This window comes from Variovorax endophyticus (genome assembly GCF_025376855.1).
In the GTDB taxonomy this organism is placed as follows: Bacteria; Pseudomonadota; Gammaproteobacteria; order Burkholderiales; family Burkholderiaceae_C; genus Variovorax.
Map to the genome: position 1 here is coordinate 1 of NZ_JAHUTH010000038.1, position 23,828 is coordinate 23,828.

Annotated in this window: 21 protein-coding genes and 3 pseudogenes; 10 read left to right on the forward strand and 14 right to left on the reverse strand. The window is 66.1% G+C overall.

What is annotated here, in order from left to right; genetic code table 11:
* The 5 genes and pseudogenes from KV106_RS34750 to KV106_RS34770 form a co-directional block, all read right to left on the reverse strand.
* A pseudogene (locus tag KV106_RS34750) lies at positions 1-147 on the reverse strand (divalent metal cation transporter); the annotation flags it as partial.
* A gap of 117 nt (positions 148-264) precedes the next feature.
* Complete coding sequence (locus tag KV106_RS34755) at positions 265-1,221, reverse strand: DUF72 domain-containing protein (RefSeq protein WP_261216294.1); 957 nt, start codon at positions 1,219-1,221, stop codon at positions 265-267.
* 7 nt (positions 1,222-1,228) lie between these two features.
* Positions 1,229-2,014, reverse strand: coding sequence for an alpha/beta hydrolase family protein (locus tag KV106_RS34760; RefSeq protein WP_261216295.1), 786 nt, complete (start codon positions 2,012-2,014; stop codon positions 1,229-1,231).
* Entirely contained in the window at positions 1,995-3,170 is a 1,176-nt protein-coding gene (locus KV106_RS34765) for a DUF3182 family protein (protein WP_261216296.1), read from the reverse strand. The genes KV106_RS34760 and KV106_RS34765 overlap by 20 nt, the downstream gene beginning before the upstream one ends.
* Before the next feature lie 228 nt (positions 3,171-3,398).
* Positions 3,399-3,572, reverse strand: a pseudogene (locus KV106_RS34770) (aspartate aminotransferase family protein); the annotation flags it as partial.
* A gap of 255 nt (positions 3,573-3,827) precedes the next feature.
* Between KV106_RS34770 and KV106_RS34775 the strand changes: the two are divergent.
* Positions 3,828-3,974 (forward strand): annotated as a pseudogene (locus tag KV106_RS34775) (IS5/IS1182 family transposase); the annotation flags it as partial.
* Between the two features lie 745 nt (positions 3,975-4,719).
* Positions 4,720-4,965, forward strand: a complete 246-nt coding sequence (locus tag KV106_RS34780; protein WP_261216297.1) for a hypothetical protein — start codon at positions 4,720-4,722, stop codon at positions 4,963-4,965.
* 292 nt (positions 4,966-5,257) lie between these two features.
* Here the strand turns inward: KV106_RS34780 and KV106_RS34785 are convergent, their stop codons facing one another.
* The 7 genes from KV106_RS34785 to KV106_RS34815 all read right to left on the reverse strand — a co-directional run bounded on the left by KV106_RS34785 (position 5,258) and on the right by KV106_RS34815 (position 11,679).
* Positions 5,258-5,545, reverse strand: a complete 288-nt coding sequence (locus tag KV106_RS34785) for a hypothetical protein (protein WP_261216298.1) — start codon at positions 5,543-5,545, stop codon at positions 5,258-5,260.
* Between the two features lie 225 nt (positions 5,546-5,770).
* A complete protein-coding gene (locus tag KV106_RS34790; protein ID WP_261216299.1) occupies positions 5,771-6,553 on the reverse strand; it encodes an enoyl-CoA hydratase/isomerase family protein in 783 nt (260 codons plus the stop codon).
* Between the two features lie 10 nt (positions 6,554-6,563).
* Positions 6,564-7,811 carry a CaiB/BaiF CoA transferase family protein gene (locus KV106_RS34795; protein ID WP_261216300.1) on the reverse strand — a complete coding sequence of 416 codons (1,248 nt, stop codon included), beginning with the start codon at positions 7,809-7,811 and terminating at the stop codon, positions 6,564-6,566.
* On the reverse strand, positions 7,808-8,734 hold the full coding sequence (locus KV106_RS34800) for an acyl-CoA dehydrogenase family protein (protein WP_261216301.1): 927 nt from the start codon (positions 8,732-8,734) through the stop codon (positions 7,808-7,810). Before KV106_RS34800 ends, KV106_RS34795 begins: the two co-directional genes overlap by 4 nt.
* The gene (locus tag KV106_RS34805) at positions 8,731-9,888 is read right to left on the reverse strand and encodes an acyl-CoA dehydrogenase family protein (protein ID WP_261216302.1); all 1,158 of its coding nucleotides are present in this window, start codon (positions 9,886-9,888) and stop codon (positions 8,731-8,733) included. Before KV106_RS34805 ends, KV106_RS34800 begins: the two co-directional genes overlap by 4 nt.
* Positions 9,885-10,679, reverse strand: coding sequence for an SDR family NAD(P)-dependent oxidoreductase (locus tag KV106_RS34810; protein WP_261216303.1), 795 nt, complete (start codon positions 10,677-10,679; stop codon positions 9,885-9,887). The genes KV106_RS34805 and KV106_RS34810 overlap by 4 nt, the downstream gene beginning before the upstream one ends.
* Before the next feature lie 4 nt (positions 10,680-10,683).
* Positions 10,684-11,679 (reverse strand): Bug family tripartite tricarboxylate transporter substrate binding protein, encoded by a 996-nt coding sequence (locus KV106_RS34815; protein ID WP_261216304.1) that lies wholly within the window; start codon positions 11,677-11,679, stop codon positions 10,684-10,686.
* 69 nt (positions 11,680-11,748) lie between these two features.
* Here KV106_RS34815 and KV106_RS34820 point away from each other — a divergent pair, with 69 nt between their 5' ends.
* Positions 11,749-12,591 (forward strand): IclR family transcriptional regulator, encoded by an 843-nt coding sequence (locus KV106_RS34820; protein ID WP_261216305.1) that lies wholly within the window; start codon positions 11,749-11,751, stop codon positions 12,589-12,591.
* Between the two features lie 230 nt (positions 12,592-12,821).
* A complete protein-coding gene (locus KV106_RS34825) occupies positions 12,822-13,211 on the forward strand; it encodes a hypothetical protein (RefSeq protein WP_261216306.1) in 390 nt (129 codons plus the stop codon).
* Between the two features lie 248 nt (positions 13,212-13,459).
* On the opposite strand, the gene KV106_RS34830 is transcribed toward KV106_RS34825, so the two are convergent.
* A complete protein-coding gene (locus KV106_RS34830) occupies positions 13,460-13,705 on the reverse strand; it encodes a hypothetical protein (RefSeq protein WP_261216307.1) in 246 nt (81 codons plus the stop codon).
* Positions 13,706-14,259: 554 nt separating this feature from the next.
* Here KV106_RS34830 and KV106_RS34835 point away from each other — a divergent pair.
* A complete protein-coding gene (locus tag KV106_RS34835) occupies positions 14,260-16,611 on the forward strand; it encodes a TonB-dependent receptor (protein ID WP_261216308.1) in 2,352 nt (783 codons plus the stop codon).
* Between the two features lie 13 nt (positions 16,612-16,624).
* Complete coding sequence (locus KV106_RS34840) at positions 16,625-17,671, forward strand: dipeptide epimerase (RefSeq protein ID WP_261216309.1); 1,047 nt, start codon at positions 16,625-16,627, stop codon at positions 17,669-17,671.
* On the opposite strand, the gene KV106_RS34845 is transcribed toward KV106_RS34840, so the two are convergent.
* A complete protein-coding gene (locus KV106_RS34845) occupies positions 17,631-18,215 on the reverse strand; it encodes a TetR/AcrR family transcriptional regulator (protein WP_261216310.1) in 585 nt (194 codons plus the stop codon). The genes KV106_RS34840 and KV106_RS34845 overlap by 41 nt on opposite strands.
* 75 nt (positions 18,216-18,290) lie before the next feature.
* On the opposite strand from KV106_RS34845, the gene KV106_RS34850 reads away from it, so the two are divergent.
* Genes KV106_RS34850 through KV106_RS34865 form a run of 4 tightly spaced genes read left to right on the forward strand, consistent with a single transcriptional unit; the run spans position 18,291 to position 23,797 of the window.
* The gene (locus tag KV106_RS34850) at positions 18,291-19,898 is read left to right on the forward strand and encodes a serine hydrolase domain-containing protein (RefSeq protein ID WP_261216311.1); all 1,608 of its coding nucleotides are present in this window, start codon (positions 18,291-18,293) and stop codon (positions 19,896-19,898) included.
* On the forward strand, positions 19,891-21,213 hold the full coding sequence (locus tag KV106_RS34855; RefSeq protein ID WP_261216312.1) for an MFS transporter: 1,323 nt from the start codon (positions 19,891-19,893) through the stop codon (positions 21,211-21,213). Before KV106_RS34850 ends, KV106_RS34855 begins: the two co-directional genes overlap by 8 nt.
* The gene (locus tag KV106_RS34860; RefSeq protein WP_261216313.1) at positions 21,210-22,673 is read left to right on the forward strand and encodes a M81 family metallopeptidase; all 1,464 of its coding nucleotides are present in this window, start codon (positions 21,210-21,212) and stop codon (positions 22,671-22,673) included. The genes KV106_RS34855 and KV106_RS34860 overlap by 4 nt, the downstream gene beginning before the upstream one ends.
* Positions 22,670-23,797: an aminotransferase class I/II-fold pyridoxal phosphate-dependent enzyme gene (locus KV106_RS34865; RefSeq protein WP_261216314.1), complete on the forward strand. Its 1,128-nt coding sequence runs from the start codon at positions 22,670-22,672 to the stop codon at positions 23,795-23,797. The genes KV106_RS34860 and KV106_RS34865 overlap by 4 nt, the downstream gene beginning before the upstream one ends.
* Positions 23,798-23,828: the final 31 nt, after the last annotated feature.

Here is a 23,828-nt window from a genome sequence, read left to right on the forward strand (position 1 = left end):
GCCGGCCTGGGTGTAGGTGGCGATGCCGCTGGGATCGTCGTCGGCGGCGCCGGTGATGAGGCCGGGGCCGAGGCGGTGCAGGAAGCCGCGCTTCGCGGGAGGCTCTGCGCCTTCGCTGTCTTTGTCCTGCTCGTTCGGCCTCGGCATGCTCGCCTCGTCGGTGACCTCGGAAACTCGAACGTAGTGCGCCGGTCCCCGGCCCTCCTGTAGGACGCTGCTGCAACCTGGCTGCACCTGGCAGGCAGGGGCGGCCATGCCGGCGTCCTACGCCTTCTTCTTCCGCGCCGGCCGCAACGAGATCTCCGCCGGCAACGCGAAACGGTCGCGCGCGCCCTCCTCCAGCCGCGTCGGCAGGTCCAGCGCCCGCGCCAGATGCGCCGCGTCGTAGGGCGCATGCACCTTGATGTCGTTGTCGAAGTAGCAGAACACCTCGCGTGCGCCGCGTTTCGCCGCGACCTTGGAGGCCAGACGCGCGTCGCGCACCTGCCGGCCCTTGCGCCAGGCTGCGATGCGTTCGGCCCAGCGCGCCAGCGCCTGCCGGCTGTAGCCGCTTGCGTAGAGTTCCTTGTCGCCATGCAGCCGCAGATAGACGAAGTCGGCCGTGAGGTCCTCGAGCAGCGGCCAGCGCTTCGCGGTATCGGCCACCACGAGCGCGATGCCGTGGCGACGCAGCTGCGCGATGAACGCCGGGTCGACGAAGCTGTCGTCGCGCACCTCGACCGCATGCCGGATGCGCCGCCGGCCGCCGGTGTGCAGCCAGGCCTGCCCCGCCACGTTGTCGTCGTGTTCGCGCGCGAGTTTCAGGGCGGCAGCGCTGCTTCGCGGCAACAGCGAGAAGAAGGCCTCGAAGCGCTCCGGATCCCAGGCCATGCGCGGCGGAAACTGCCACAGGATCGGCCCGAGCTTCTCGCGCAGCGCGAGCACGCCCGAGGCCAGGAAGTTCGCGAGCGGCACGCGCACGTCGTTCAGGCGCCGCACGTGGGTGATGTAGCGTGGCCCCTTGACCGCGAACACGAAACCCGCGGGCGTCTCGTCGTGCCAGGCCTCGTAGGACGAAGGCCGCTGCAGCGAATAGAAGGAGCCGTTGATCTCGATCGTCGGCAGCACGCGCGAGGCGAAGGCGAGTTCCTGCCGCTGCGCGAGCCTCGCGGGATAGAACCTGCTACGCCACGGTGCATAGCGCCAGCCCGAGATGCCGATGCGGATCGCGGCGGCAACCATGCTCGCTTCAGGCCGGCGCCGCCTGCACCGGCCGGGTGATCGGCGCGCCGACCGACTTCGCGCCCAGCGTCATCTCGGTCATCCACGACACCAGCAGCGTGCCGTAGGCCTGGCGCGACTCCTGGCGCGACAGCGCGTGGTCGGCGCCCGCGAGCACGCGGTAGGTGACCGAGCGCACGCCGCCCTTGAAGGCCGCGAGGTAGTTCTCGATCACGGGGTGCGGCACCGTCTGGTCGTCCTCCGACTCGACGATCAGCACGTCGCCCTTGAAAGCGGCACAGGCCGCGAGCGCGCGGTTGTCGTCCGGGCCGACCAGCGTGCGGCGATAGGCCACGAGGTCGGAGCGGCTCAGCTGCCCCTTGGGCGTGAGCCACTCGCGGTCGCGGTAGAGCGCCGGCGCGCGCAGCGCGAGCCAGCGCACCGGCCGCATGCTGCTGACCAGCGCCGCGAGGTAACCGCCGTAGCTGCTGCCCACGATCGCGATCGCGTCGGGATCGACCGAGGGATGGCCCACGAGCGCGTCGTAGGCCGCGAGCACGTCGCGCAGGTTGTCCTCGCGCGTCACGCTCATGCGCTGGTCCGCATGCTGCGCATGGCCGCGCAGGTCGAAGGTGAGGCACACGCAGCCCAGCGCCGCGAGATCGTGCGCGCGCGCCATGTACTGCTGCTGGCTGCCGTCCCAGCCGTGCACCAGCAGCACGCCCGGCACCATGGTCGAGGCGGCGACCAGGGTGCCGGCGATGTGCTGGCCGTCCACGGGGATGTCGATGGTGCTATGTCGTGTCGCTGTCATGGTTCTGGATCAGGGCGTACTTGGCGAGCGGCCCGAGTTCGGCGTCTTCGCCGCGGTACGCCACGATGGCCTGGGGCGGCACCATGGCCGCGCCGTAGACCTCGAAGGTCGAGGCCCGCACCGCCCGGCGTTCGGGCGCGCGGCGGAAGACCTCCAGCGCCGCGATCTCCGCACCGGTGGCGCCGCCGACGCGCCACGACTGCTCGAGCACGCCCGAGCGCCAGTGGCCCGCGGCATTGCGGCCCTGCGCCACGTCGTAGTTGACGCGCGAGGCGAAGAAGCCGGGGAAGCCCTCGCGCACGGCCTGGTGGTAGCGCCGGGCCTGGTCGATGGCCGTGCGCAGCGGCGCGCTCAGGTCGCGCGCGGCAAGCAGGTCGTCGAAGCCGCCGCGTGCCAGCATCAGGTCGGACCCGCCATAGACCGCGAACCCCGCGTTGTCGTGCGTCATGCGCTGGCGACCGTGGTAGCTCACGGTGAGTTCGTCGACCACGACCTGGCCGACGCTGAAGGTGTCGGGATCGCGCAGGTTCTCCTCGAGCACCACGCCGTGGGCGGCGAGCTCCCCGGCGTCGAGCCCATCGAGCTGGCGGTCGAGCTCGGCCGTGTCGTGCGCCACGGTCTGGCCGCGGCCGCCCGTGGCACGTACCGGCTTGACCCGCACCGCGCCGGCCTCGAGCAGGCGCCGTCCCGCCCGGCGCGCCTCATCGGGCGAGAAGGCCGAGAAGCCCGCGAGCACCGCGCCGGCCACGGCGTGCCCGAAGTGCGTCGACCATCCCGCGGGACGCGCGGCATCTGCATCGGGCAGCGGATGCGTGATCGCCTTGGTGGCGACGAAGGCGAATTCGACGACACCGCCGAACAGGTCGTCCGCACCCGCGATACCCATCGCGCGGGCGCGAACGGGGTCTGTCACGGTGCCGCTCGGGACGAAATAGACATGCCCGCCATAGGTCCTTGGCGCGTCCGCGCGCAGGCTCGGCCCCGCGCGACCGCCGCAGTCGCCCGCGTAGGCATAGCCCTTGAGTGCGGCGAGCCGCCGCGCGAAGTGGGCGCGCGTCTCGCGTTCGTGCGCGCTGCAGTAAGCGCCGGGCTCGACGTCCCATGTGACCACGCTGCCGAATGGAAGGCTCTGGAGGCTGGCCGCTGCCGCTGTCATGGGCGCCATCGTGCGATGGCAGGCGGCGCGAAGCGTAGGACGATGGCACCGCCCGGCTGTCGGCATGGGCGCAATGCGAAGCGGCCATGGCGGAAGATTCGTGACGACCCACGGCTCGAGGAACCGCTGCCAGAGCGGGTGCTGAAGCGACCTCTACCAACGCCTGAAGACCGTCGACGCCAGTATCGGCCGCCAAACTTAAGCCGGCCTGAATGAAATCGCGATCGTTCAGGACGCCCGCTGCAAACGCACCGCGGTGGCGATGGCCTTGTCGAGCAGCTCGAGGCCGAGGTCGATCTCACTGTCGCTGATGGTGAGCGGCGGCGCGATGCGGAACACGCCGCCCATCGAGGGCAGCTTCACGATGTTCATGCTCAGGCTCAGCTTCATGCATTCGCGCGTCGCCGTTTCTGTCCACCCTCTCAAACTCCGTGACTTTCGATGAAGCATCCCGGGCTCCGGCCGGCTTCGGGAGCGTTCAACTGCGCGATGAGATGGCGGACAGGAAGTGCCTGAGTTCTTGAACCAGATCGCCGAAAACACGGCTTCGGCGACTCAGGCTACCCGGGAATGCGCGAGCGCGCCGCGCCGCAAGGTCGGCCTGACATGTGACAACGCGGGCAGGCAGGGCGCTTGATCCAACCTGAGTTCGTGACCGAGCACATGGAGAAGGTGAAGGCCAGCATCCCAGCCAGGGTCGAACACCCGTTCCGAGTTACCAAACTGCGATTCGCCTTCAACACGGTTCCCTATCGAGGCTTGGCGAAAAGCACGCCGCAGGTCGTCACGCTGCTTCTTCGCTAGAACCTGTGGATGGTGCCCGTAGGGGTACCCGCACGGCGGAGATGCGCAGCAACGAAAAATCGAAATTCCTCCAACGAGCAGAGCGGTCGCATCGTCGCCTTTGGCCTCTTTCAATCGCCTTGGTAGATCACGTTCTGCAGCTTATCCTCAGCCGATAGCTGCGGTGTTCATTTAAATTCTGGCGCGGCACATCCGCGACGTGGAAAGAAACGCGCGGTCTCGTCTAGGACGTCCAGCGATACTTCTGCGATGGTCCGACGCTTGCTGGACCCGGCTCGCGCTTGTCGGCATCTTTTCCGACAAACGTTGCAAAAGCCGTTGACTACGCTCTTCTGCATCTTGGGATCAAACGAAGTCCCATTCCGAGTCCTGATCCGGCTCTGCCCGGTCTCTGCTCATCCGACATGTCATATATGCATCGGCCACGGCCCTTCCACTCCTTCGTTGTACGAAAGCAGCCAAAGACGCCCGCTGTGCGCGGTGACGAGCGCGATGCGCTCTCGCATTCCGAGCGCTATCAGGAATGGGAGTTTCATTACAGACTCATGCCGGCGCCCGCGCTCGCCACCTTCTCCGGAACTGCGCAAATTCGTCGCGGGGGTGAACGCTATTGCGAGTTGCCAATCTTCGAGCCGCAGTGCAATGCGCTTGCATCGATCGACCTGTTGCGAGAACAGTGCCTCGCCTGGATAGGAAGCCGGTCGGCGGCCGCAGACCCGCCAACGTTTTCCGCGAGCTAAGCGCAATGGACTGGATTTCCTGGCTGCAATGGCCCGCATTCGTCGCCTCGGTCGGCGCCGCCTGGCTTGTTGCATCGAACGTGAAGAGTAAGCGCAACATTGGATTTTGGGTATTTCTTGCAAGTAACGCGCTGTGGGGTGTCTGGGGCCTTTATTCAAGCGCTTGGGCGCTGATTGCGCTCCAAGTCTGCTTGGCTGCGATGAACCTGCGCGGACTTCGCAAGACCGATGGCGCGTCTCCGCAAAAATGATCGGCGAGCGACCTGAAGCCGATAGAACCTCTGAACCGAGTTTGATCACCGCTTAGCCGAGAGGAAAGCGAAGGGCGCCGGTTTCTGCCCTTACCACCCGCGCGGTCAATGAACTGTGCACGCCATCTACCCTACACGCCGCCCCAGCGCGACGTGCAGCAGGCCATCGATCTGTCACCCAGCATTCGCGGCTTCGCCCGCAACGGATTTCCAGCCCTGAACGTCGGCGTTACGCCAAGACCATCGAGATCTATGCCTTTGCACCTGGCGTTGATCCCGCAACACCAGCACCTTAGCTCGATTTTCGCGAATTGACGATGTGCCTCAGAGCAGCCTCGAGCGTCGGCCAGTTGCGGAACACATATACCTTCTCGCCGGGATCGAAGCGTGCGCCAAACTCGAGGAGCATGTCGGCAAGACTGGCCACACTGCCCAGCAACGCGGCCTCCGGCTGACCATCCGACGATGCGAACTCGCCCACCGTGCAGCCCAACTGGGCAGCAAGTCCTTGCGCGCGCTGAGAACCTAGGGGAGCTGGAAGAAGCATGTTGCGATTCTGCCAGGGGTCGTTCGTCGGCATGCGAACGAATTCGTGGCGTTCTGTGTCCTTCTGCAATTGAGGGTCGAGGCTGCAGATTGCGCCCGCGTCAGGCCAACTGGCAAGGTTCGTCGAACAGCAGGCGCGGGTGTCGCTCGAAAAGCTTTGCCCAGCGCGATGGTCGCGATGCAAGCTCGCCGAAGGCTCTCTTTCGACGTTCAGGTATAACGACTCCGCTTTCTCAGCGGGTCTCGCTGGCCATTCGTTTTACTGCCCTTTCTTGCGCACGAAGGCCTGCACCGCGATCCGGTGTTCTTCGCTTGCCAGGGCAATGGCTTGCGCACTCGCTTCCATCGCCAGCATCGTCGGCAAATCACTTTGGAGTGATGCGTCCAATGCCTGCTTGGTCAGCAACAGCGCGGTAGGCGAACCGGTGGCCAGTGCGGCGGCTACTTCGTCCGCCCTTGCATGCAGTGTTTGCCAAGGCAGGACTTCGAGTGCCAGGCCCATGGCGTGCGCTTCGGTCGCACCGATCTCGCGCGCCGATAGGGTGAGGGCCTTCGCTCGCTGCAGGCCCACGAGACGCGGAAGGGTGAAGAGCGCGGCACAGTCAGGAATCAGGCCGACACGCTGGAACACCATGCAGAGCCTCGCGCGATCACTCAGCAGGACCATGTCGGCCAGAAGTGCGAGGCTCATGCCGGCGCCGAAGGCCACGCCGTCCACGGCGGCGATCACCGGTCGCGGAAAACCGTGCAGTGCGAGCACGAGCCGGCGGTACCGGCTCATGCCTTCGAGGGCTTCGCCTGCTTGACGGACGCCTTGTCCCGCCATGTCACGCACGTCGCCGCCGGCGCAGAACGCATGACCCGCGCCGCGCAAGATCAGCACGCGCACACTGGAGTCGGCGGCGAGGCGTTCCAGCGCATCCGTCATTTCATCGGCCATCAACCGGTTGATGGCGTTGAGCGATGCGGGACGGTTCAGCGTGAGCGTTGCGACGCCTGCGTCTGACACGTCGCAAAGAAGGGTTTCGAAGCTGCGTGTCATCGATGCCTTCTCAAACGACGCGCTGCTCGCGCAGCGATGCGATCGCCCCGGGTTCCATGTCCAGCAAATCGCGCAGGATACGATCGGTGTGCTCGCCGATCGTGGGCGGTGCCGTGGGTTGCGGCGCTGCGGTTCCGGTGAAACGGATCGGGCTGACGCACAACGTGACTTCTCCCGCCGTGGGATGCGGCACGCGTTGCGTCACGCCGCGGTGCACCACTTGCGGGTCGGCGAATACCTCCGGATAGCGATTGATCGGGCCGCTGGGAATACCCGCCTTTTCGAGCGCCGCCAGCAGCTCGCCGGCGCGCCATTGCCGCGTGAGTGTGTTGAATACATCGGCCAACTCGCGGCGGTGTTCCAGGCGCGCCGAATTGGTGACGAAGCGAGGGTCGTCGGCCAGCTGCGGTTGTTCCAGCACCCCGCAGAATGCCCGGTACTGCGCTTCGCTGCCGCAGATGACAATGATGCCGCCGTCGGCGCATTCGAACGCCTGCGAAGGCAAGCCGCCGTTGCCTTCGGTGCCTCGGCGCGGCGGTACCACGCCCGCCGCCAGGTACGTCATGACTGAATGCGTCTGGGCGGCGATGGTGCAGTCGAGTAAGGCGATGTCGATGTGCCGGCCCATGCCCGTGCCCCGGGGGCCGTCGCGCTCGTACAGCGCGGCCAGCACCCCCGAGGCGGCGTACTGCCCGGCGATGAAGTCGGCGAGGCTGGGGCCGGTCTTCATCGGGCCGCCGCCAGGCACGCCGTCGGGCAGGCCGGTCACGCTCATCATCCCGCTCATGGCCTGGAACACGGTGTCGTAGCCCGGCAGGTGACTCTTGGGACCGGTCTGGCCGAAGCCGGTCACCGAGCAGTAGATGAGACGCGGATTCAGCGCGCGCAAGGACGCATGGTCCAGCTGGTAGCGGGCGAGGTCGCCGACCTTGAAGTTCTCGAGCAGCACGTCGGAGCGCGCCGCCAGTCGCCGGACCAGGTCCTGCCCCTGCGCACTGGCGATGTCGATGGTGATCGACTGCTTGTTGCGGTTGGCGGACAGGTACATGGGCGATTCGCGCGTGTCGTTGCCCTCGCGGTCCTTCAGGAACGGAGGGCCCCAGCGGCGCGCCTCGTCGCCGTTGCCGGGGCGCTCGACCTTGATGACTTCCGCGCCGAGGTCCGCCAGGGCCTGCGCGGCCAGCGGGCCCGCCAGGATGCGGCTCAGGTCGAGCACTTTGACGCCGCTGAGCGGCATGCGTGGGCGGGTATCGTTCATGCGGTTTCCTCCAGATTCCAGGCCAGGGCCGCCAGGGCCAGTTGCTGCGCCTGCGCGCCGCCCAGGTCCGAGCGCAGCATCTTGGCCCGCGTGGTCCAACGGTGCAGCGGGTGTTCGAGCGTGAGGCCCATGGCGCCCATGAACTGGTGCAGGTCGTAGGTGATGGCGGGCGTGCACTCCTGCGCGTGCGCCAGCGCGCAGGCGGCGTCGGCATCGCTGCCGCTGCGCGCCGCCTGCAGCGCGAGCCAGCGCGCGGCCTCCACCTGCACCGCGGCCGCGGCCAGGCGGTGCCGGATCGCCTGGAGCGCGCCCAGCGGGCGCCCGAACTGGCGACGCTCGCTCACATGCGCGACCACGGCGTTCAGGCCGGCTTCGTGGCAGCCGGCGAGTTCGGCCGCGACCCCCAGCCGCCAGAGCCGGCGCAGCTCGGCCGCGTCCAGGTCGAGCGCGCGCCATGCGAGCGCATCCGGCGCGACCAGGCGGCCCACCGGATAGCCGAAGGGGCTGTCCACGGCCATGACATCGGCGTCGGCGAGCACGGCGTGCTCGACCGCGTCGCCGCGAACGCAGAGCACCGAGCGCGCGCCGGGAAGCCAGCGCGCGGGCCGGTCGCGGCGCTCCCAGACGAGCGCGCAGGGGCCGGGCAGCGCGGGCGCGAGCAACGGGCGCACCAGCGCGGCCGCGAGCAGTTCCACGCACTGCGGCAGTTTGGCGAGCCGATGGACCATCGCCACCGCGGCCACCGGGCCGAGTTCCTCCATGGCCGCGGCGTCGAGGAGACCGGTCGCTTCCAGGTCGGCCTGCAGCGACGCGGAGCACTCGAAGTGGCTGGTGTGGGACAGCGCCCGCGTCTCGTGCTCCAGCGCGATGCGTTCGACCGCATCCAGCAGCGCCACCTGATCGGGGTTGAATTGAAGGTTCATGAGCGCTCCAGGCGGGATTCGCGCGGCAGCCGCAGCCAATCGTTCGCCACCAGGTTGAGCTGGATTTCGGCCGCGCCCGAAGCGATGCCGGCGGCGATGGCGCGTTCGTGGTGCGCCAGCACGAGCGGCCAGCGGTCGCCGCACAGCGCATCGCCGAAATGCGCGAGCGCGAAGTCCGACACGGCATGGTCGGCCTTGACGACGGCGACGCGCGCCAGGTTGGAGACGGCGCTGGGGGGCAGCCCGCGCGCGCGCTCGTCGACCACGCGGTAGACCAGCAGGCGCGCCGCCTCGCACGCGGCCAGGGCCTGCGCGGCCTGGGCCCGGACGGCGCTGTCGGCGAACCGGTCTTGCGCAGTCAGCTCGCCGACCATCCGGTCCAGCACGCGGCGCGAGAACGCGTAGCGGGCTAGGCCCACGCGCTCCAGCGAGAGCGCATAGCCGATGATGGCCCAGGCCTGCCCTTCCTCGCCAAGGCGCGCCGCCGCGGGCACCACCACGTCGTCGAAGAAGACTTCGTGGATGTCGCCATGGCCGATCAGCGACGGGATCGGGCGCACGGTGATGCCCGGCGTGTCCATGGGCACCAGGAAGATGGCGATGCCGCCCTTGCCCGCGCCGGTGCGCGCCAGCAGGAAACAGGTCTGCGCCATGCCGGCATAGGAGGTCCATACCTTGCTGCCGTTGATGACGTACTCGCCGCCGCGCGGCACCGCGCGCGTGGCCAGCGCGGCGAGGTCGGAACCGGCCGAGGGTTCGGAGAATCCCTGGCACCACACCGCGCGGCCCGCGGCCATGTCGGGCAGGTAGCGGGCCTGTTGCTGCGGCGTTCCGAATTTCATCAGCGTGGCGCCGATGAAGTTGGCGTTCATGTATTGCGGCCCGCGCGGCTCGCCCGCGGCGAACAGTTCCTCGCCGATGATGAAGTGCTCCCATGCCGGCGCATCGCGTCCGCCATGCGCGGCCGGCCAATGCGGCACCAGCAGGCCCTCGGCCGCGAGCTTGGGGCAGAACGCCAGCGAAAACGCCGTCTGCGCCGGCGAGCCCGGGCCATGGCGGCTGATGTGTTCCCAGTCGGGCGGCAGTTCGCGCGCCAGCAGCGCGCGCACGCGCTCGCGCAAGGCCCGCTGTTCGGGTGTCCATTCGAAATTCACGCGTTGTTCACCTTGTGGAGATAGCTCAGGTAGCCCATGGGCACGGGGCTGCCGCCGTTGACCGCAATGAGGGCGCCGGTGGTCCACGACGCCTCGTCCGACAGGAGGTAGGCGCAGAGCGGGCCGATGTCGTCGGGCGTGCCGAGGCGCCGCAGCGGCACCGTCTCCACCTGGCGGCGGATGCGGCTCTCGGAGTCGAACACTTTCGCCAGTTCCTCGGTCATCACCACCCCGGGCGCCACGGCATTGACGCGGATGCCCCGGTGCCCCCATTCGGCGGCCATGGTGAGCGTGAGGTTCTCGACCGCTGCCTTGGCCGCGCCGTAGTGCCCGGTGTTGGGATTGGGATGCGAGGCGCTGCGCGAGGTGATGTTCACGATGGAACCGCCGCGCGGCATCGCGCGAGCGGCCGCCTGCGCCGCGAAGAAGGTCCACTTGAGGTTCAGGTCGACCACGCGGTCCCATTGGTCCTCGCGCACCTCCAGCAGCGGGCCGGTGTCGCCCGGCGCCGCGCTGCCGGCGTTGTTGACCCAGCCATCGATGGCGCCAAAGCGGCTTTCCGCTTCGGTCACGAGGCGCGCGATGTCGTCGGCGCGCGTCACGTCCGCGGCCACGGCGTGTGCCCGCGCACCGAGTTTTTCCAGTTCGAGCCGGGTGGCGGCCAAGGCCTGCATCGAGCGGCCGCTCAGCACCACGTTGGCGCCGCAGCGCGCCACCGCCAGCGAGATGCCCCGGCCGATGCCGCGCCCGCCGCCAGTGACGACGACGGTCTTGCCTGACAAGGAGAACATGCGCCTACTCCGGCTTGTAGCCGATCGCCGCGGCGGCCTGCGCCCACATCTGCTGCTCGGCCATCACCTGGCTGGAATGGACTTCCGGTGGCCCGCCGACCGGAATCACGCCGGCCTGCGCGAGCCGGGCGCGGATGTCGGGCTCCTTCAGCACCTCGTTGAACGCGACGTTCAGCCGGTCGACGATGGGCTTCGGCGTGGCGGCCGGCGCCCAGAAGCCGAACGAGAAGGCGAAGCTGAGGTCGGGCACACCGACTTCCGCCAGCGTGGGCACGTCCGGCAGCGAGGGCGAGCGTTCGGACGCGCCGTGCGCCAGTGCCTTGATGCGGCCTTCCTTGATCATGCCGACGTAGAAGAGCGGCACGTCGATGCCCATCTGGATCTCGCCGGCGATCAGCGCCGTCGCGACCTGGGTGGACCCCTTGTACGGGATGGGCGTCGCGCCGAAGCCCGCGCGCGACTTCAGCATCTCGCCCGCCAGCAGGATGCTGCCCGCGGTGTAGCTGAAGTTGACCTTGTCGGGGTTCTTCTTCGCGTAGTCGACGAACTCGCGGAAGTTGTTCACCGGCAGCGTGCCCGGGACCATGAGCGTCATGCCGCCGCGCGCCACGCACACGACGGGCCGCATGGCCCGCAGCAGGTTGAACTTCAGGTCCTTGACCAGCACGGGCGTCAGGCTGCCGCCGCCCAGGAACAGGATGGTGTAGCCGTCGGCGGGCTGGGCGGCCGCGTATTCGGTGCCGATCAATGCCGCCGCGCCGGGCTTGTTCTCGACGATCACGGGTTGCTTGAGCTGCGCGCCGAGCCGCTCGCCGAGTGCACGGGCCAGCGAGTCGGATCCGCCGGCGCCGAACGGCACGATGATGCGCACCGGCTTGTCCGGAAAAGCGCCTTGCGCCAAGGCGGGCCACGGGGCGATGCCTGCCAGCGCGGCAACCGTGGCGGCCGCAACCAGGTTGCGCCGGCGGCGGGAAGGCGTGAAGGAAATCGGGTGGCCCATGGTCGTGCTCCTGTTGCGGCTTCGGGGGAATCGAGATCAACCACATGATGGAATAATCGAGCATCGAATTTGGCGCATGCGTTCGATGACATCCAGCCCTTCGCCTGCCGGCAAGGGAAATCACGGCAACCGCTGTTCCACATCATGGGCACTTCTCCCGAATCGGATCCTCCCAGCGGCACGCAGGCGATACGCCGGGCCGCCGCGGTGCTGCGCTCCCTTGGCAAAGCCGGCGCCGAGGGCGTGACGCTGGCGGTGGTGGCGGACGATTGCGGTCTGGCCCGCTCCACCGCGCACCGCATCCTGCGCTGCCTGATTGAGGAACGGCTTGCGAGCGCGCCCGGGCGGGACAAGCGCTACCGTTTGGGGGAGTTGGTCCACGAATTGAGCCTCGCGCCGTCCGCCAGCATGCTCGAGGTAGCGCACTGGCGGCCCGTGCTTAACGCGATTTCACGTCGAACGGGCGCCACCGCGTACCTGATGCGTCGAAGTGGCGTCGAAGCGGTCTGCCTCGCCAAGGCAGACAGTCAGGCGCTCATGCGTTTCGTGCCTGTGGAAGTAGGCCAGCGACGCTTGCTTGGGGTGGGTGCGGGTGCCACCGCATTGCTGGCTGCGTTGGACAAGGAACACAGCGAGCAGATCATCGACCTGATCGCTCCCGGTCTGAAGCCTTATCCCCGCTTGAATCCCCAGAGCGTGCGCAGTGCCGTGCGCATGGCGCGCAAGACCGGCTTCGCTTTGAGTCAGGGCACCGTGGTGAAGGACGGCTTCGGCATGGGCACTGCAGTGCCTAGTGCGAGCGGCGCCCCGAGCTTGGCACTCAGCATCGCGGCCCATGCCTCGGTGGTCTCCGAGTCAACGATCGAAGACTGGAAGCGCGTGTTTCTTCAAGAGATGAGCGACCGCTCCTAGAGGGGGCAGGGGATGTTGAGCGCTCGGCTTTCAGGTGCCGGGGGAAACTGCAACATCGCGGCCGGGCACGCAACCATAGATTTCTCCGTTCCTCCTCCGCTTGTTGGGGGCGTGTTGTGCTCGCTGATGGCTATAGCCATCAAGATCGAGTTTGAATGGTTTTTTCTTAAACAATTGTCATCCGATCGCGGCCACCAGGCGTATTACAGGTTCCGGATTCTGGAATCCTCATGTCACCCGACGCCGCTTCGGTAACTCAAAACAAAATCGACATTCCCTCTTCTTGTCCGATATGGACCGCCGGGGTCGTGGCTTGTCGGAGCTGCCACGGCAGCGGCCTGTACCGAACGCACGACGGCGATGAAGTTCCCTGCCCTTCCTGCTTTACGGAAGGGGTGGTCATCTGCAGCGCATGCCGAGGCACCGGGTTCCCATTGCTGATCGCTCGGCAGACAGGCGAGCGTCTGGATTCGCCCGTCGGGCAAGATCGCCCCGAGGAAGAGCGGCTGCCTGATCGTTTCGCTGAGCAGAGTTTTTGGGTCGGCCATCGTTTCCAGTGGTTGATGGCGGCATACATCATTGCGATAGCGTTGATGGTGCTGGTCACGACGTTCCTCTGACCCTGGCGGGTGCCGATGCCGGGGGAGGGCTGGAGGCTTTTTTGCCGCCCCGGGACGGCGTGTGAGCTTGCGAGCGCGCGGGAGCGGTTCTCGGATGGAGCGTTGTCCTCGAAGGCCTTCGTCCTGATCTTGTCGCATGCGTTTCGAGGCGCCGCCATCCTCGCCAGATCACGCACGCTGGCGTTCGGTGACCTGTTCATCGTTCATTAGCAGGTGCATCCATCAGCGCCCGAGCTCATCGACACCGCTCAGCTGTTTGCCTCGACGGCCTCGCACAAGTGGAGGCAGCCAGGCGGGCGTGTCGTGTGCCTTGCTTCAAGTGCCGCCGGCGAGGCGGTCAGCAGGTGCTGGTACTCGGGCAGAAGTCCCCGATCGATCGTTGCGTCCATCACATTGTGATCCCTGATCTTTTGACCGAGGAACTCGTGCTGCGTGGCGTAGTGCGTTGAGACGACGTGGCCGGCGAGATTTATGACGGTGAGTTGGTCGACCACGGTTCACAGACACGGGTGTCTGCCGCGGGTCCAATACTGCGTCCCGAGAGGGAAACGATGCCTCATTTGATTTCCAAGCTGTTCATGTTATCGGTACATCGGCGGAAAACTTGATGGTGCTTTCGTGGCCCGCAGAAGGTCGACATCCGTGTGTCGCTTGAACGTCGGTCTCACCAACAGCGGGTAGGGACGTCCACGCGTTCGCTCGGGACCGCCTCGACTGCGAGACGCCCATTCGAGACGCTCGGTGCCCCGCGGCTCACGGGCAGGGCATGGCTTTTCGCGTCCGGCCGCTCCATGGCTGTGGCGCCGACTGTGTCTTGCACGATGCGACGGCTGTCGATGAAGAACGGCGGGCCCCGGCCCCGAACGCAGGCATGCGTGAAGAAGCGCGAAGTGCCGTGCGCGAGGTGTTGTTCGTATCGCCGTCGAGCACAAGGCGCCGCAGCTTTCCCCGGGCGACCTGAGTTGTTTGCGCACACACACCAAGTCTGGCGGTTCTGTCCGTCGTCTCGCCGCCGTCAAGGCAGTCGCACCCGCGCTGATCCGCGCGCATGCAGAGCCTTTTGAACTACCACTTGCACCTGAAAGAGAAAAACCGCACAATCCAAAAAAAACGAAGCCTCATTCATTTTGATAGGAGACAAATGCTAGTTCTTCGGGATCACTCTGGCGCACCTCGGCGCCCTGCGTGGCTGCGAGCCACCATCGCCATTGCTTGTGGCAGCGTGCATCTGTACGCCAGTGCGCAGTCAGATGCGCCGCCTACCGTGCCCACCTCCGAGTCCGCTGCGCCCAAATCGATCGAGTCCATCAGCGTCACCGCGCAGCGACGCAGGGAGCCGGCAAGGGAGGTTCCATTGACGGCGGATGTGCTCAAAGGCGAGGACATGGAGCGTGGTGGCTACCAGTCGCTGAGTGACCTGGCTGCATTGCTGCCCGGCATGAATCACAACCAGTCGGGCGGCGGCACGGGCGGAAGCCAGATCACCATGCGCGGAATCTCGACGGGCTCGCAGGTCGGTGCCACCGTCGGCATGTACGTGGACGACGTTCCCTTCGGCTCGAGCTCCGCCTATGCAGGCGGGGGTTCTTCTTCGCTCGACCTCGGCCTGTTCGATCTCGCAAGTGTCGAGTCCCTTCGTGGCCCACAGGGGACCCTCTATGGTGCCGGCGCCATGGGAGGCCTGATCAAGTATGTGGCTGTGGAGCCCGATGCAAGCGCCTTCAGCGGCCAAGTGACGGCGGAAGCGTCCGGCGTGCGCGGCGGCAAGACTGGTCATGTCATGCGCGGCATGCTGAACGCTCCACTGAGCGATGGTGTCGCCGGATTGCGGGCGACCGTGTATCAGCGTTCGGACGGCGGATTCATCCGCGACGTGAATCGCCTCGGGCGCCTGGTGGATGCCTCGAAGACGGACGGCGCTCGCGTCGCCTTGCTGCTGACGCCGTCGAAGGACGTGAGCGTTCGTCTGACCGCGTTGACCCAGAACCAGGAACGCGACGGCGCGTCCACGCAGGACATGGATATCGCGACGGGTCGCCCGCTCTACGGTGCACTGACCAAGCGGCTGATGTTGGGCGAGCCGTCCGAAGTCCGCAATGACCTGATCTCCGCAGCACTCAAGGTGGACCTCAAGTGGGCCACGCTCGACGCGATCACAGGATGGCAACGCACGTCGAGCGCAGGACGCGTGGACAGCTCCGCACTCTATGCGCCGCTGCTTGCTCCACAGGGGATCGTCAATAGTGCGTACGGCATGGACTATGGGTTCAGCAACCGAAAATTCACGCAGGAGGTGAGGCTGACCTCGCCGCGCAGCCGGCAGTTTGAATGGCTGGCGGGCTTCTTCTACACCGACGAGACCGGCTCCAAGACACAGCATCTCAGCCCGTTCAATGCGTTCGCGCAGCCCACGAATCCGGTTCTGGCAGATGCCAAGTTTCCGTCGACGTTCCGTGAAACCGCCGTCTTCGGCACCGGCACCTACTACCTTACGCCGCAGGCCGACGTCACCATGGGGGTGCGCCACAGCCGCAACAGCCAACGTCTGGATCAACAGTTCAGCGGCATCTTCGCGCCGGCACCCCAGCCGGCCTCCCAGTCATCGGAGGGTGTGACGACTTGGCTGTTCACCGGAAGATGGCGACCCGCTGAGCATCAAGCGATCTATGTCCGTGCTGCCAGCGGATACCGGCCAGGCGGCCCGCTGCCGCTCATCGTGAATCCCCTGACGGGCGCGCCGCTCACGAACTCCTCCTTCAAGTCCGACAGTCTGTGGAGCTATGAGGTTGGCTGGAAAGGCGATGTGATACCGGGCCGTCTGTCGACGGAGGTGGCGCTGTACCAGATCGACTGGAAGGACATGCAGGTGTTCACGTCGAGCGCGGGCTTTTCCGGCATCGGAAATGCGGGGCGTGCGCGTTCGCGCGGTCTTGAATGGACGCTGCGGGCGGCGCCGATCGACTCGCTGCGATTGGCCACATCGCTCAGCGTGATCGACGCGAAGCTCGTCGACGACAGCCCCGATCTGGGTGGAAGGGCTGGGGAACGACTGCCCAACACGGCGCGGGTCTCGGCCGCCGTGCAGGCCGACTACAACTTCAGTGTCAGCGGCTATCCGGCGTACTTTGGTGCCACCCTGCGCTATACCGGCGACCGTTTGAATAGCTTCAAGTCCTCCCCTGGGATCCCTCAATACAGGTTGCCGGCGTATACGGCGATCGACCTGCGCGGCGGCGTGCAGGTGGGCAAGGTCACTGTGGGTCTGTTTGTGCGTAACTTGACCAATCGCCGCGGGCAAACTGCAGCCGATACCACCCTGAGCACTGCGGGCGGACCGGCGCGGGTGAACCTCATCACCCCGCGCACGATCGGGCTGCAGTTCTCCATGGACTTCTCCTGAGCGGCGAGACGCGATGGAAATTCACGCGTCCGCGCAGGACATCCTTTTCAAGCAGCCGTTGGCCATTGCCGGGCGCGTGCTGCCGGGGCAGTGTGTCCTCGGCGTGGAAGGGCGCTATGGGCGCCATGTGGCGCGCGCCGAGGCCGCCGGCGTGTTCTACCGCGGCGAGGACGGGCTGCGGATGAAACAAGACATCGAGGCCATGCGCGACTGGCTGCCGCAAGACCTCCTCGGTGCCTGGCGCGAGGTCCAGAAGATGCCCGCGGGTGGCGCACGCAACGCACTGGATTGGGTGCTCTGGCAGCTCATGGCCGCGCAAAGGGGGGAACCCGCCTATCGCATGGCATTTCTGCCCTCGCTGCGTCCACTCCCCACCATGGTGACGCTTGGGGTGGACGAGCCTCAATGCATGGCGTTGGCAGCGCGGTCGCACTCGGCGGCCAAGGCTCTCAAGCTCAAGCTCGATGGGCACGAGCTCGATATCGAACGGATCAATGCAGTACGCTCTGCACGGCCGGACGCGGCGCTCTCCGTCGATGCGAACGAAGGGTGGTCGATGGCCCACCTTGAGCGAATGATGGGCGCCTTGCTCGCTTGCCGGGTAGTGCTCATCGAGCAGCCGTTGCCCGCCGCGAACGATCACGAACTGCAGGGCTACTTCTCGCCGATTCCGATCGCCGCTGATGAATCTCTGCAGACCATCGAAGACCTGGACGATGTCGCGCAGAGATACCAAGTTGCGAACATCAAGCTCGACAAATGCGGTGGTTTGAGCGCTGCCTTGCTGCTCGTTCACGCAGCGCGTGAGCGCGGCATGAAAGTGATGGTCGGGTGCATGGGAGGACGATCGCGTGCCATCCAGCCGGCGTTCATCGCAGCGCAGTGGGCCGACCTGGTCGACCTCGACGCGCCCTTGCTGATGGCTTCGGACACCACGCCGGCGGCAGCCTACGCGGATGGCTACATCGATTTTGACGATGCAGCCTTTGTCATCGATACGAGTGAGCAGCCGTTGTGGGCTACCGCTTCACCCGCACGGGGGCGCCGTGCAGCAACTTGATCAGCAGTCGCGCCGCCTTGAGCTTGGCTTCAGCATTGGTAGGAACACCGATCAGCATTTGGGCTTGGGCCGCGATCAGCAGCGCCAGGATCGACTCTCCGATGGCAAGCATCTCGCTGTCGTCGGCATGACCGGATGCCTGGCCGATGCGCGCCACTGCCTCGAGCAGGGCGCGACGCAAGCTCTTGAAGTTTCTTGTGACGACGGCCTGAACGTCCGGATTGCGTCGCGTGATCGCGGCGACTTCGAGCGCCGTGCGGGCCGTCTGGTTGTTGGCATCCGGGCGCTCCTGGGCTTTGAGCAGGCTTTCCACAAGACCCAGCAGTTCTCCCGCACTGCTGCACTGCTCGAAGGGCGAGGCATTGACGTCCGCCGCTTCGATCAACTGAAGCAGGACGTCCTCCTTGGCCCGAAAGTGCACATAGATCGAGCCGATCGAAAGGCCCGCTTGCGCGCTGATTTCGGCCATCGATGCGTCAGCGACTCCCTTGCGCTCGAACACGACGCGCGCGGCATCCAGGATTTGCTTGCGCACCGACGCCATGTGGCTCTCATCTCGTTTGGGCATGCTGCACAGAAAAACAATGATTGATCGTTCATTTTAGGACTGAATAGAACCATGACTCACCCTCGCATAGAAAAGCTGGAAGCCGTGCTTTCCGAACTCCACCGCAACGACGCGCCCGGCCTGGTGGCAAGCGTCCAGCAGCATGGGAAGACCTTGCTGCGTCGTGGCTACGGCATGGCAAGCCTGGACTCGGGCTTGGTCAACACACCCGCTACGAAGATGCGCATCGGCTCAACGAGCAAGCATTTCGCCTGCGCACTGGCGCTGCTTCTGCGCGACGAAGGCATGTTGTCGATCGACGAGCCCGTCAGTCGCTGGCTGCCCGAGCTCCCAGCGAGCCAGGGTGCCCGCACGCTTCGGCAATTCATGAACCACACGGGAGGTACGCGCGACTACCTGGACCTCTCATTGCTGTCCAACGGCATGACCGTCGTGCCCAGCGAGGGGGCCTTCGAGTATCAATGTCGACAGCACGAGGCCAACTTCGAGCCCGGCGAACAATTCATGTACAACAATGGTGGCTACCGCATGCTATCGACGGTGCTCGAGCGTGTGCTCGGGGTGTCGCTGGCGCAAGGTCTGCGGGAGCGGCTGTTCGAGCCGCTCTCGATGAACGAGACCTTCTTGTGGTGCTCGGACCTCGATCCCCTTCTGGGCAGCGCGACGTCGCACATTGCCAGGGCCGAAGGCGGTTTCTCGAAGGGGATCTTTCCTTCGGTCATCCTCGGGGAGGGTGGCATTGCGTCCACGTTGGACGACATGCAGCGCTGGTTGAGCCATCTCATCACGCCGAGGATCTGGCCGCAGGCGCTGTCGCAGGAAATGATGGCTCCGACCGAGCTGAACAACGGCTACCTCAATCCGTACGGTTTCGGCCTCATTCGCGAGACGTGGCGCGGCGTGCGAATCTTCCACCACGCCGGGGGCGTCGTGGGAGGCACCTGCCAGATGCTCGCGGCGCCCGATCACGGTGTGCAGATCGTGGTCATGAGCAACCGCAGCGATGTGACGGCCGCGGAAATCGCACAACAACTGCTCGTCGCCATGCTCGAGGAAGCCCTCGAGGCGCCGGAGACTCCGGCGAGCTCGCAGCACGGGGAGGGGCTGTGCGGCGACTACTACTGTGCCCTCAACGGTCGCCACTTTGCCATCGCCAAGCATGAAGAGACTCTGGTCTTGCGCAGCTTTGGAATGCCGCTGCCATTGACGCAGTCCACACCGGACGTTTTGCGTGTGAACCTTCTGTCTGTCATTGCGCTGACAGTGGAGCTGGTGCGCGGTGACGCTGGCAGGATCGTTGCGATCGACGTGATCGAGCAAGGACGTCGCTATCGCTGCGATCGCATCGAGGATGCTGAGAGAAGTTTGGAGCTTGTGGAGCGATTCGCGGGCCGGTGGCACAGCGGAGAACTCGGTGGCGAAGTCGTGATCGGCGACGGACGCCCCGAATCGATGCGCGTCGCCGGGCTGTACGGCCGTAGCACTTACAAGTTGCAGCCCCTGCTCGACGACACCTGTCTCATGGTCAGCGAGGATCCCGCGGTCCCCTTGCACGGCACCTTGCGTCTCGTGACCGGCAAGGACGGGCACCGCGAGTTGTTGCTGGATACCGCCCGGACACGACAGCTGCGCTTCACGAGGGATCGTGTCCATGGCTGAGATGCGTGCGCCCGCGCGCACGGCAGTCGTGGGATTCGGCGCCGGGGCCTTCGGGTCGACCCTGAGTTCGGGCGTGGTTCCGTTGCTCTTCCTGTTCTACCTGACGGAGTTCGCAAAGGTGCCCCCGGCGCTGGCCGGCGTGCTTCTGGCTATCCCCAAGCTCGCGGACCTCCTGCTTGATCCTTGGATCGGACGCCGGACCGACGGTGCCGCGCGCACGGTGGGTAGTCGAAGTCACCTCATTGGATTCAGCGTCTTCGCGCTCCCTTTGGTCCTGGTGTTGCTCTTCGTGCCCATGGAAGCGTTTCCGCTGCCGATCAGGATCTTCGTGTTGGGAACCTTCCTGGTGTTGCAGTCGCTGCTGCTCACCGTGTTCACGGTCGCTCACACGGCGATAGCGAGCGACATGTGCGATGGCATGGAGCACAGAAGTACCCTGATGTCATCGCGCGCCCTGGGGCAGACCGTCGCGGGACTGCTGGTGACGGTGTTGGCTCCGCAGATCGTTGCGCGCTTCAGCGCATTTCATGGGGGTTACATCGGCGCGGCCTTGGTTCTCGCAGCCGGCGCCTTTGTGGCCCTGGGTGTCTGTTGGATGGTCGTGCGGCGGGTTCCGTTGCGCACTGGCGTCGAGCGCGAGCGGTCGCCATCGCTACCGAAGGCTCTGCGCGCCACCTTGCGCAACAAGGCCTTCTATGGCGTCGCGCTCATCCTTGTGCTGCTTGGCACCAGCTCGACGGCGCTCTTCAGCGCTTTGCCCTACGCCAATAAGCATCTGCTCAAGGCCGGGCCGGAGAACCTCTCGGTCCTGCTCACGCCAATCTTCGTTGCCTTGCTGGCTGGCGTCGCGGCAGCGCCATGGGTGGCGCGTCGCGTCGCGCCTGCACGCATTCTTGGCGGGGCACTCCTTCTGGCGCTCGCTGGCGTGGTCTGGTTCACGGCCGGGCCGCGCACGCTGGTGTCAATGGTTGCCGGGGGCGCGCTATTCGGCGTTGCGAGCGGAGGGCTGACGGTCTTGATCACCACCCTGGCAATGGAAACCGCCACGCGATCGTCTGCGGCGGGAGAAAGCCTCGGGCTATACCTGGGCGTGCTGTTTTCTGCCGAGAAGCTCGGTCAGTCGCTCGGTGGCATCGTGATCGGAATCGGGCTCGATTGGGTTGGAACTCTGGGCGCGGCCCCCGATGAACCATCGCTGCAGCGCCTGGCTTCCCTATGGTTGGCGGCGCCCGCTTTGGTACTCGTGCTCGCACTGGCGATGGTGATGCCGCTTGCGCCGCGCTTGCGCACTCTTTCAGACAAGCCTTGCTCATGAAAATATTCACATCCGCGTTGGTCACGGAGACCAACACATTCTCGGAGCACCCTACGACCCTCGCGTCGTTCGAGGAACTGGGCATCATTCGAGGACCGACACCCGCGCGAGCGCTGGGCGACGTCGGCCCGATCGTGGAACAGTGGCGCCTTCGTGCGCGCCGCTATGGCGACGAGGTGATCGAAGGCGTGTATGCCATCGCTCAACCGGCGGGGCGGGTCAGGGCCGAAGCTTACGCGCAGTTGCGCGGAGAGATCCTTAGCGCAGCGCGCGCGGCGATGCCGCTGGACATGGTGCTGCTGTTCCTTCATGGCGCAATGGTGGCCGAAGGCGAGGACGACTGTGAGGGAGACCTGATCCGCGCCGTACGCGAACTCGTGGGTCCCCGATGCGTGATTGGCGTGGAGCTCGACCCGCACTGCCACATGACGTCCACCATGACCCAGCATGCGGACGTCATCATCCTCATGCGCGAGTACCCCCACACTGACTACGAAGCCCGGGCCGCGGAGCTGTTCGACGCCTGCCGGGCCGCGGCAAGCGGTGTCACCCGTCCGGTGATGGCCGTCGCGGATTGCCGCATGGTCGGCTTCTACCCCACGACCATCGAGCCGATGCGCGGCCTCGTGGACCAGATGAGCGAGGTCGAGAAACGTCCGGGCGTCCTTTCGGTGAGCCTGGTGCATGGTTTCCCATGGGGCGATGTGGCGGATGCGGGAACGAAGGTGCTGGTGGTGGCGGACGGCCATGCTGCCTTCGCAATGGCCCAGGCCACGGAACTTGCGCAGGCGCTTTATCGGATCCGCCATGCAATGCTGCCTCGTCTGGAGTCGGTCAGCCAGGCGCTCGAAGGTCTCGACGCGCAGGGCCTAGCGCCCCGGCTGCTGGCGGACGCAGGCGACAACCCGGGCGGCGGGGCGCCGGGCGACCACACCGTGCTGCTCGCCGAGCTCCTGGAGCGCACGCAGCTTCGCAGCGCGCTGGGGATGCTGGTCGACCCGCAAAGTGTCCAGGCATGCTTCGATTCCGGGATCGGGGCGCGCTTGCGGTTGAGCCTGGGCGGAAAGAGCGCGGCGGTGTCGGGACGACCTCTCGAGGTCGACGCAAGCGTTCGAGGGCTTGCGGCCGACCATGTCCAGTGGGTCGGGGGGATTCGCGATCCGTTGGGTCATGCCGCCTGGATTCGTGTCAATGCCACGGACATCGTCTTGAGCACCCGGCGGCAACAGACGCTGTCGCCTACTGCCTTCACCGGATTGGGCGTTCCTCTGCACGAGGCCCGCGTCATCGCGGTGAAGTCGAGCCACCACTACTACGCAGAGTTCTCGAAGCTGTCGACGGATCGGCACGTCATTGAAACCGGCGCGGCGCTGTCGATGGACTTCGCACGACTCCCGTACCGTCATCGGCACATGCACTTCTTCCCCGCGACGGACAACCCGTCCCCGCATCTGGCATGAACACCACGATCTCCTTGGCTACCGGCGGATCACCGCCTCGTCTCGTCGAATCGCCGAGTGGCGCGTCGATGATGGTCGACGGGCGGCAACTGCTTTGTTTCGGCGGCTCGGCCTACCTCGGGCTGGGAGGCGCGCCGGAACTCGTCGAGATCGGCTGCGCTGCGCTGCGGCAGTTTGGTGCGAGCACACACCTGCCGCGCCACTATGGCTTCAGTTCAGGCGCGAACCAGCAAGCGGAGGCCGAAGCGCGTCGGTTCTTCGGTACGGAAGCTGCGATGTATTTCGGAACTGGCTACCTGTTCGGGCTTGTCGCGCTCACCGGACTGGCGCCCGACTGTGATGTTGTCTACATCGACGAATCCGCCCACTACAGCCTGCGGGAAGGAGCCCACGCGGCCGGCAAGCCAATCCATTCGTTTGCGCATCGCGATGTGCAAGACCTGGCGCGCATGCTCGGAAACACGCTCGAGCGCGGTCAGCGGCCACTCGTCGCCACAGACGGGGTGTTCGCGACGACGGGAGCCATTGCGCCACTGTCGGCGTATGCGGAGCTGATCGCCCCTTTCAACGGATGGCTGGTGGTTGACGAGTCTCACGCCTTCGGAACGATCGGTCCGCAGGGAAGGGGGAGCGCAGAACTCGCGCAGCTTCCCTTCGACCGGCTGGTGATCGGCGGCTCGACCGCCAAGGCGTTGGGCGCGCACGGAGGGTTTGCGCTTGGTGATGCGCAAACCATCGCGCAGCTGTGGCGCACCCCGGTGGCGCGTGGCGCGGTGCTGGGCTGCTCCGCGGGCGCCGCTATGACCGCGGAGAGCCTGCGCCTGATTCGCAGACGCCCCGAACTCCTTCTGCGCTTGCGTGAGAACGCGCGGTCGCTCAAGGCGGGCCTGCGGGGCCTGGGTCTGAAGGTCGAGGACAACGCCGGACCCATTGCCGCCTTTGTGCACGGGGATGGTCTGCAGATGCAGCGGATCCAGCGCGCACTCTGGGAACAGGGCATTTTCGTGGCCTATTCCACCTACGTGGGCGCCGGACCGATGGGCGTGTTGCGTTGCGCTGCCTTCGCGGATCACACGCCTGAACAGATCGCCCAGTTGCTTGGCGCGCTGCGCGAGTTGCTCTAGCAAGGCCGGCTCTCGATCGCTCGCAGGCGCT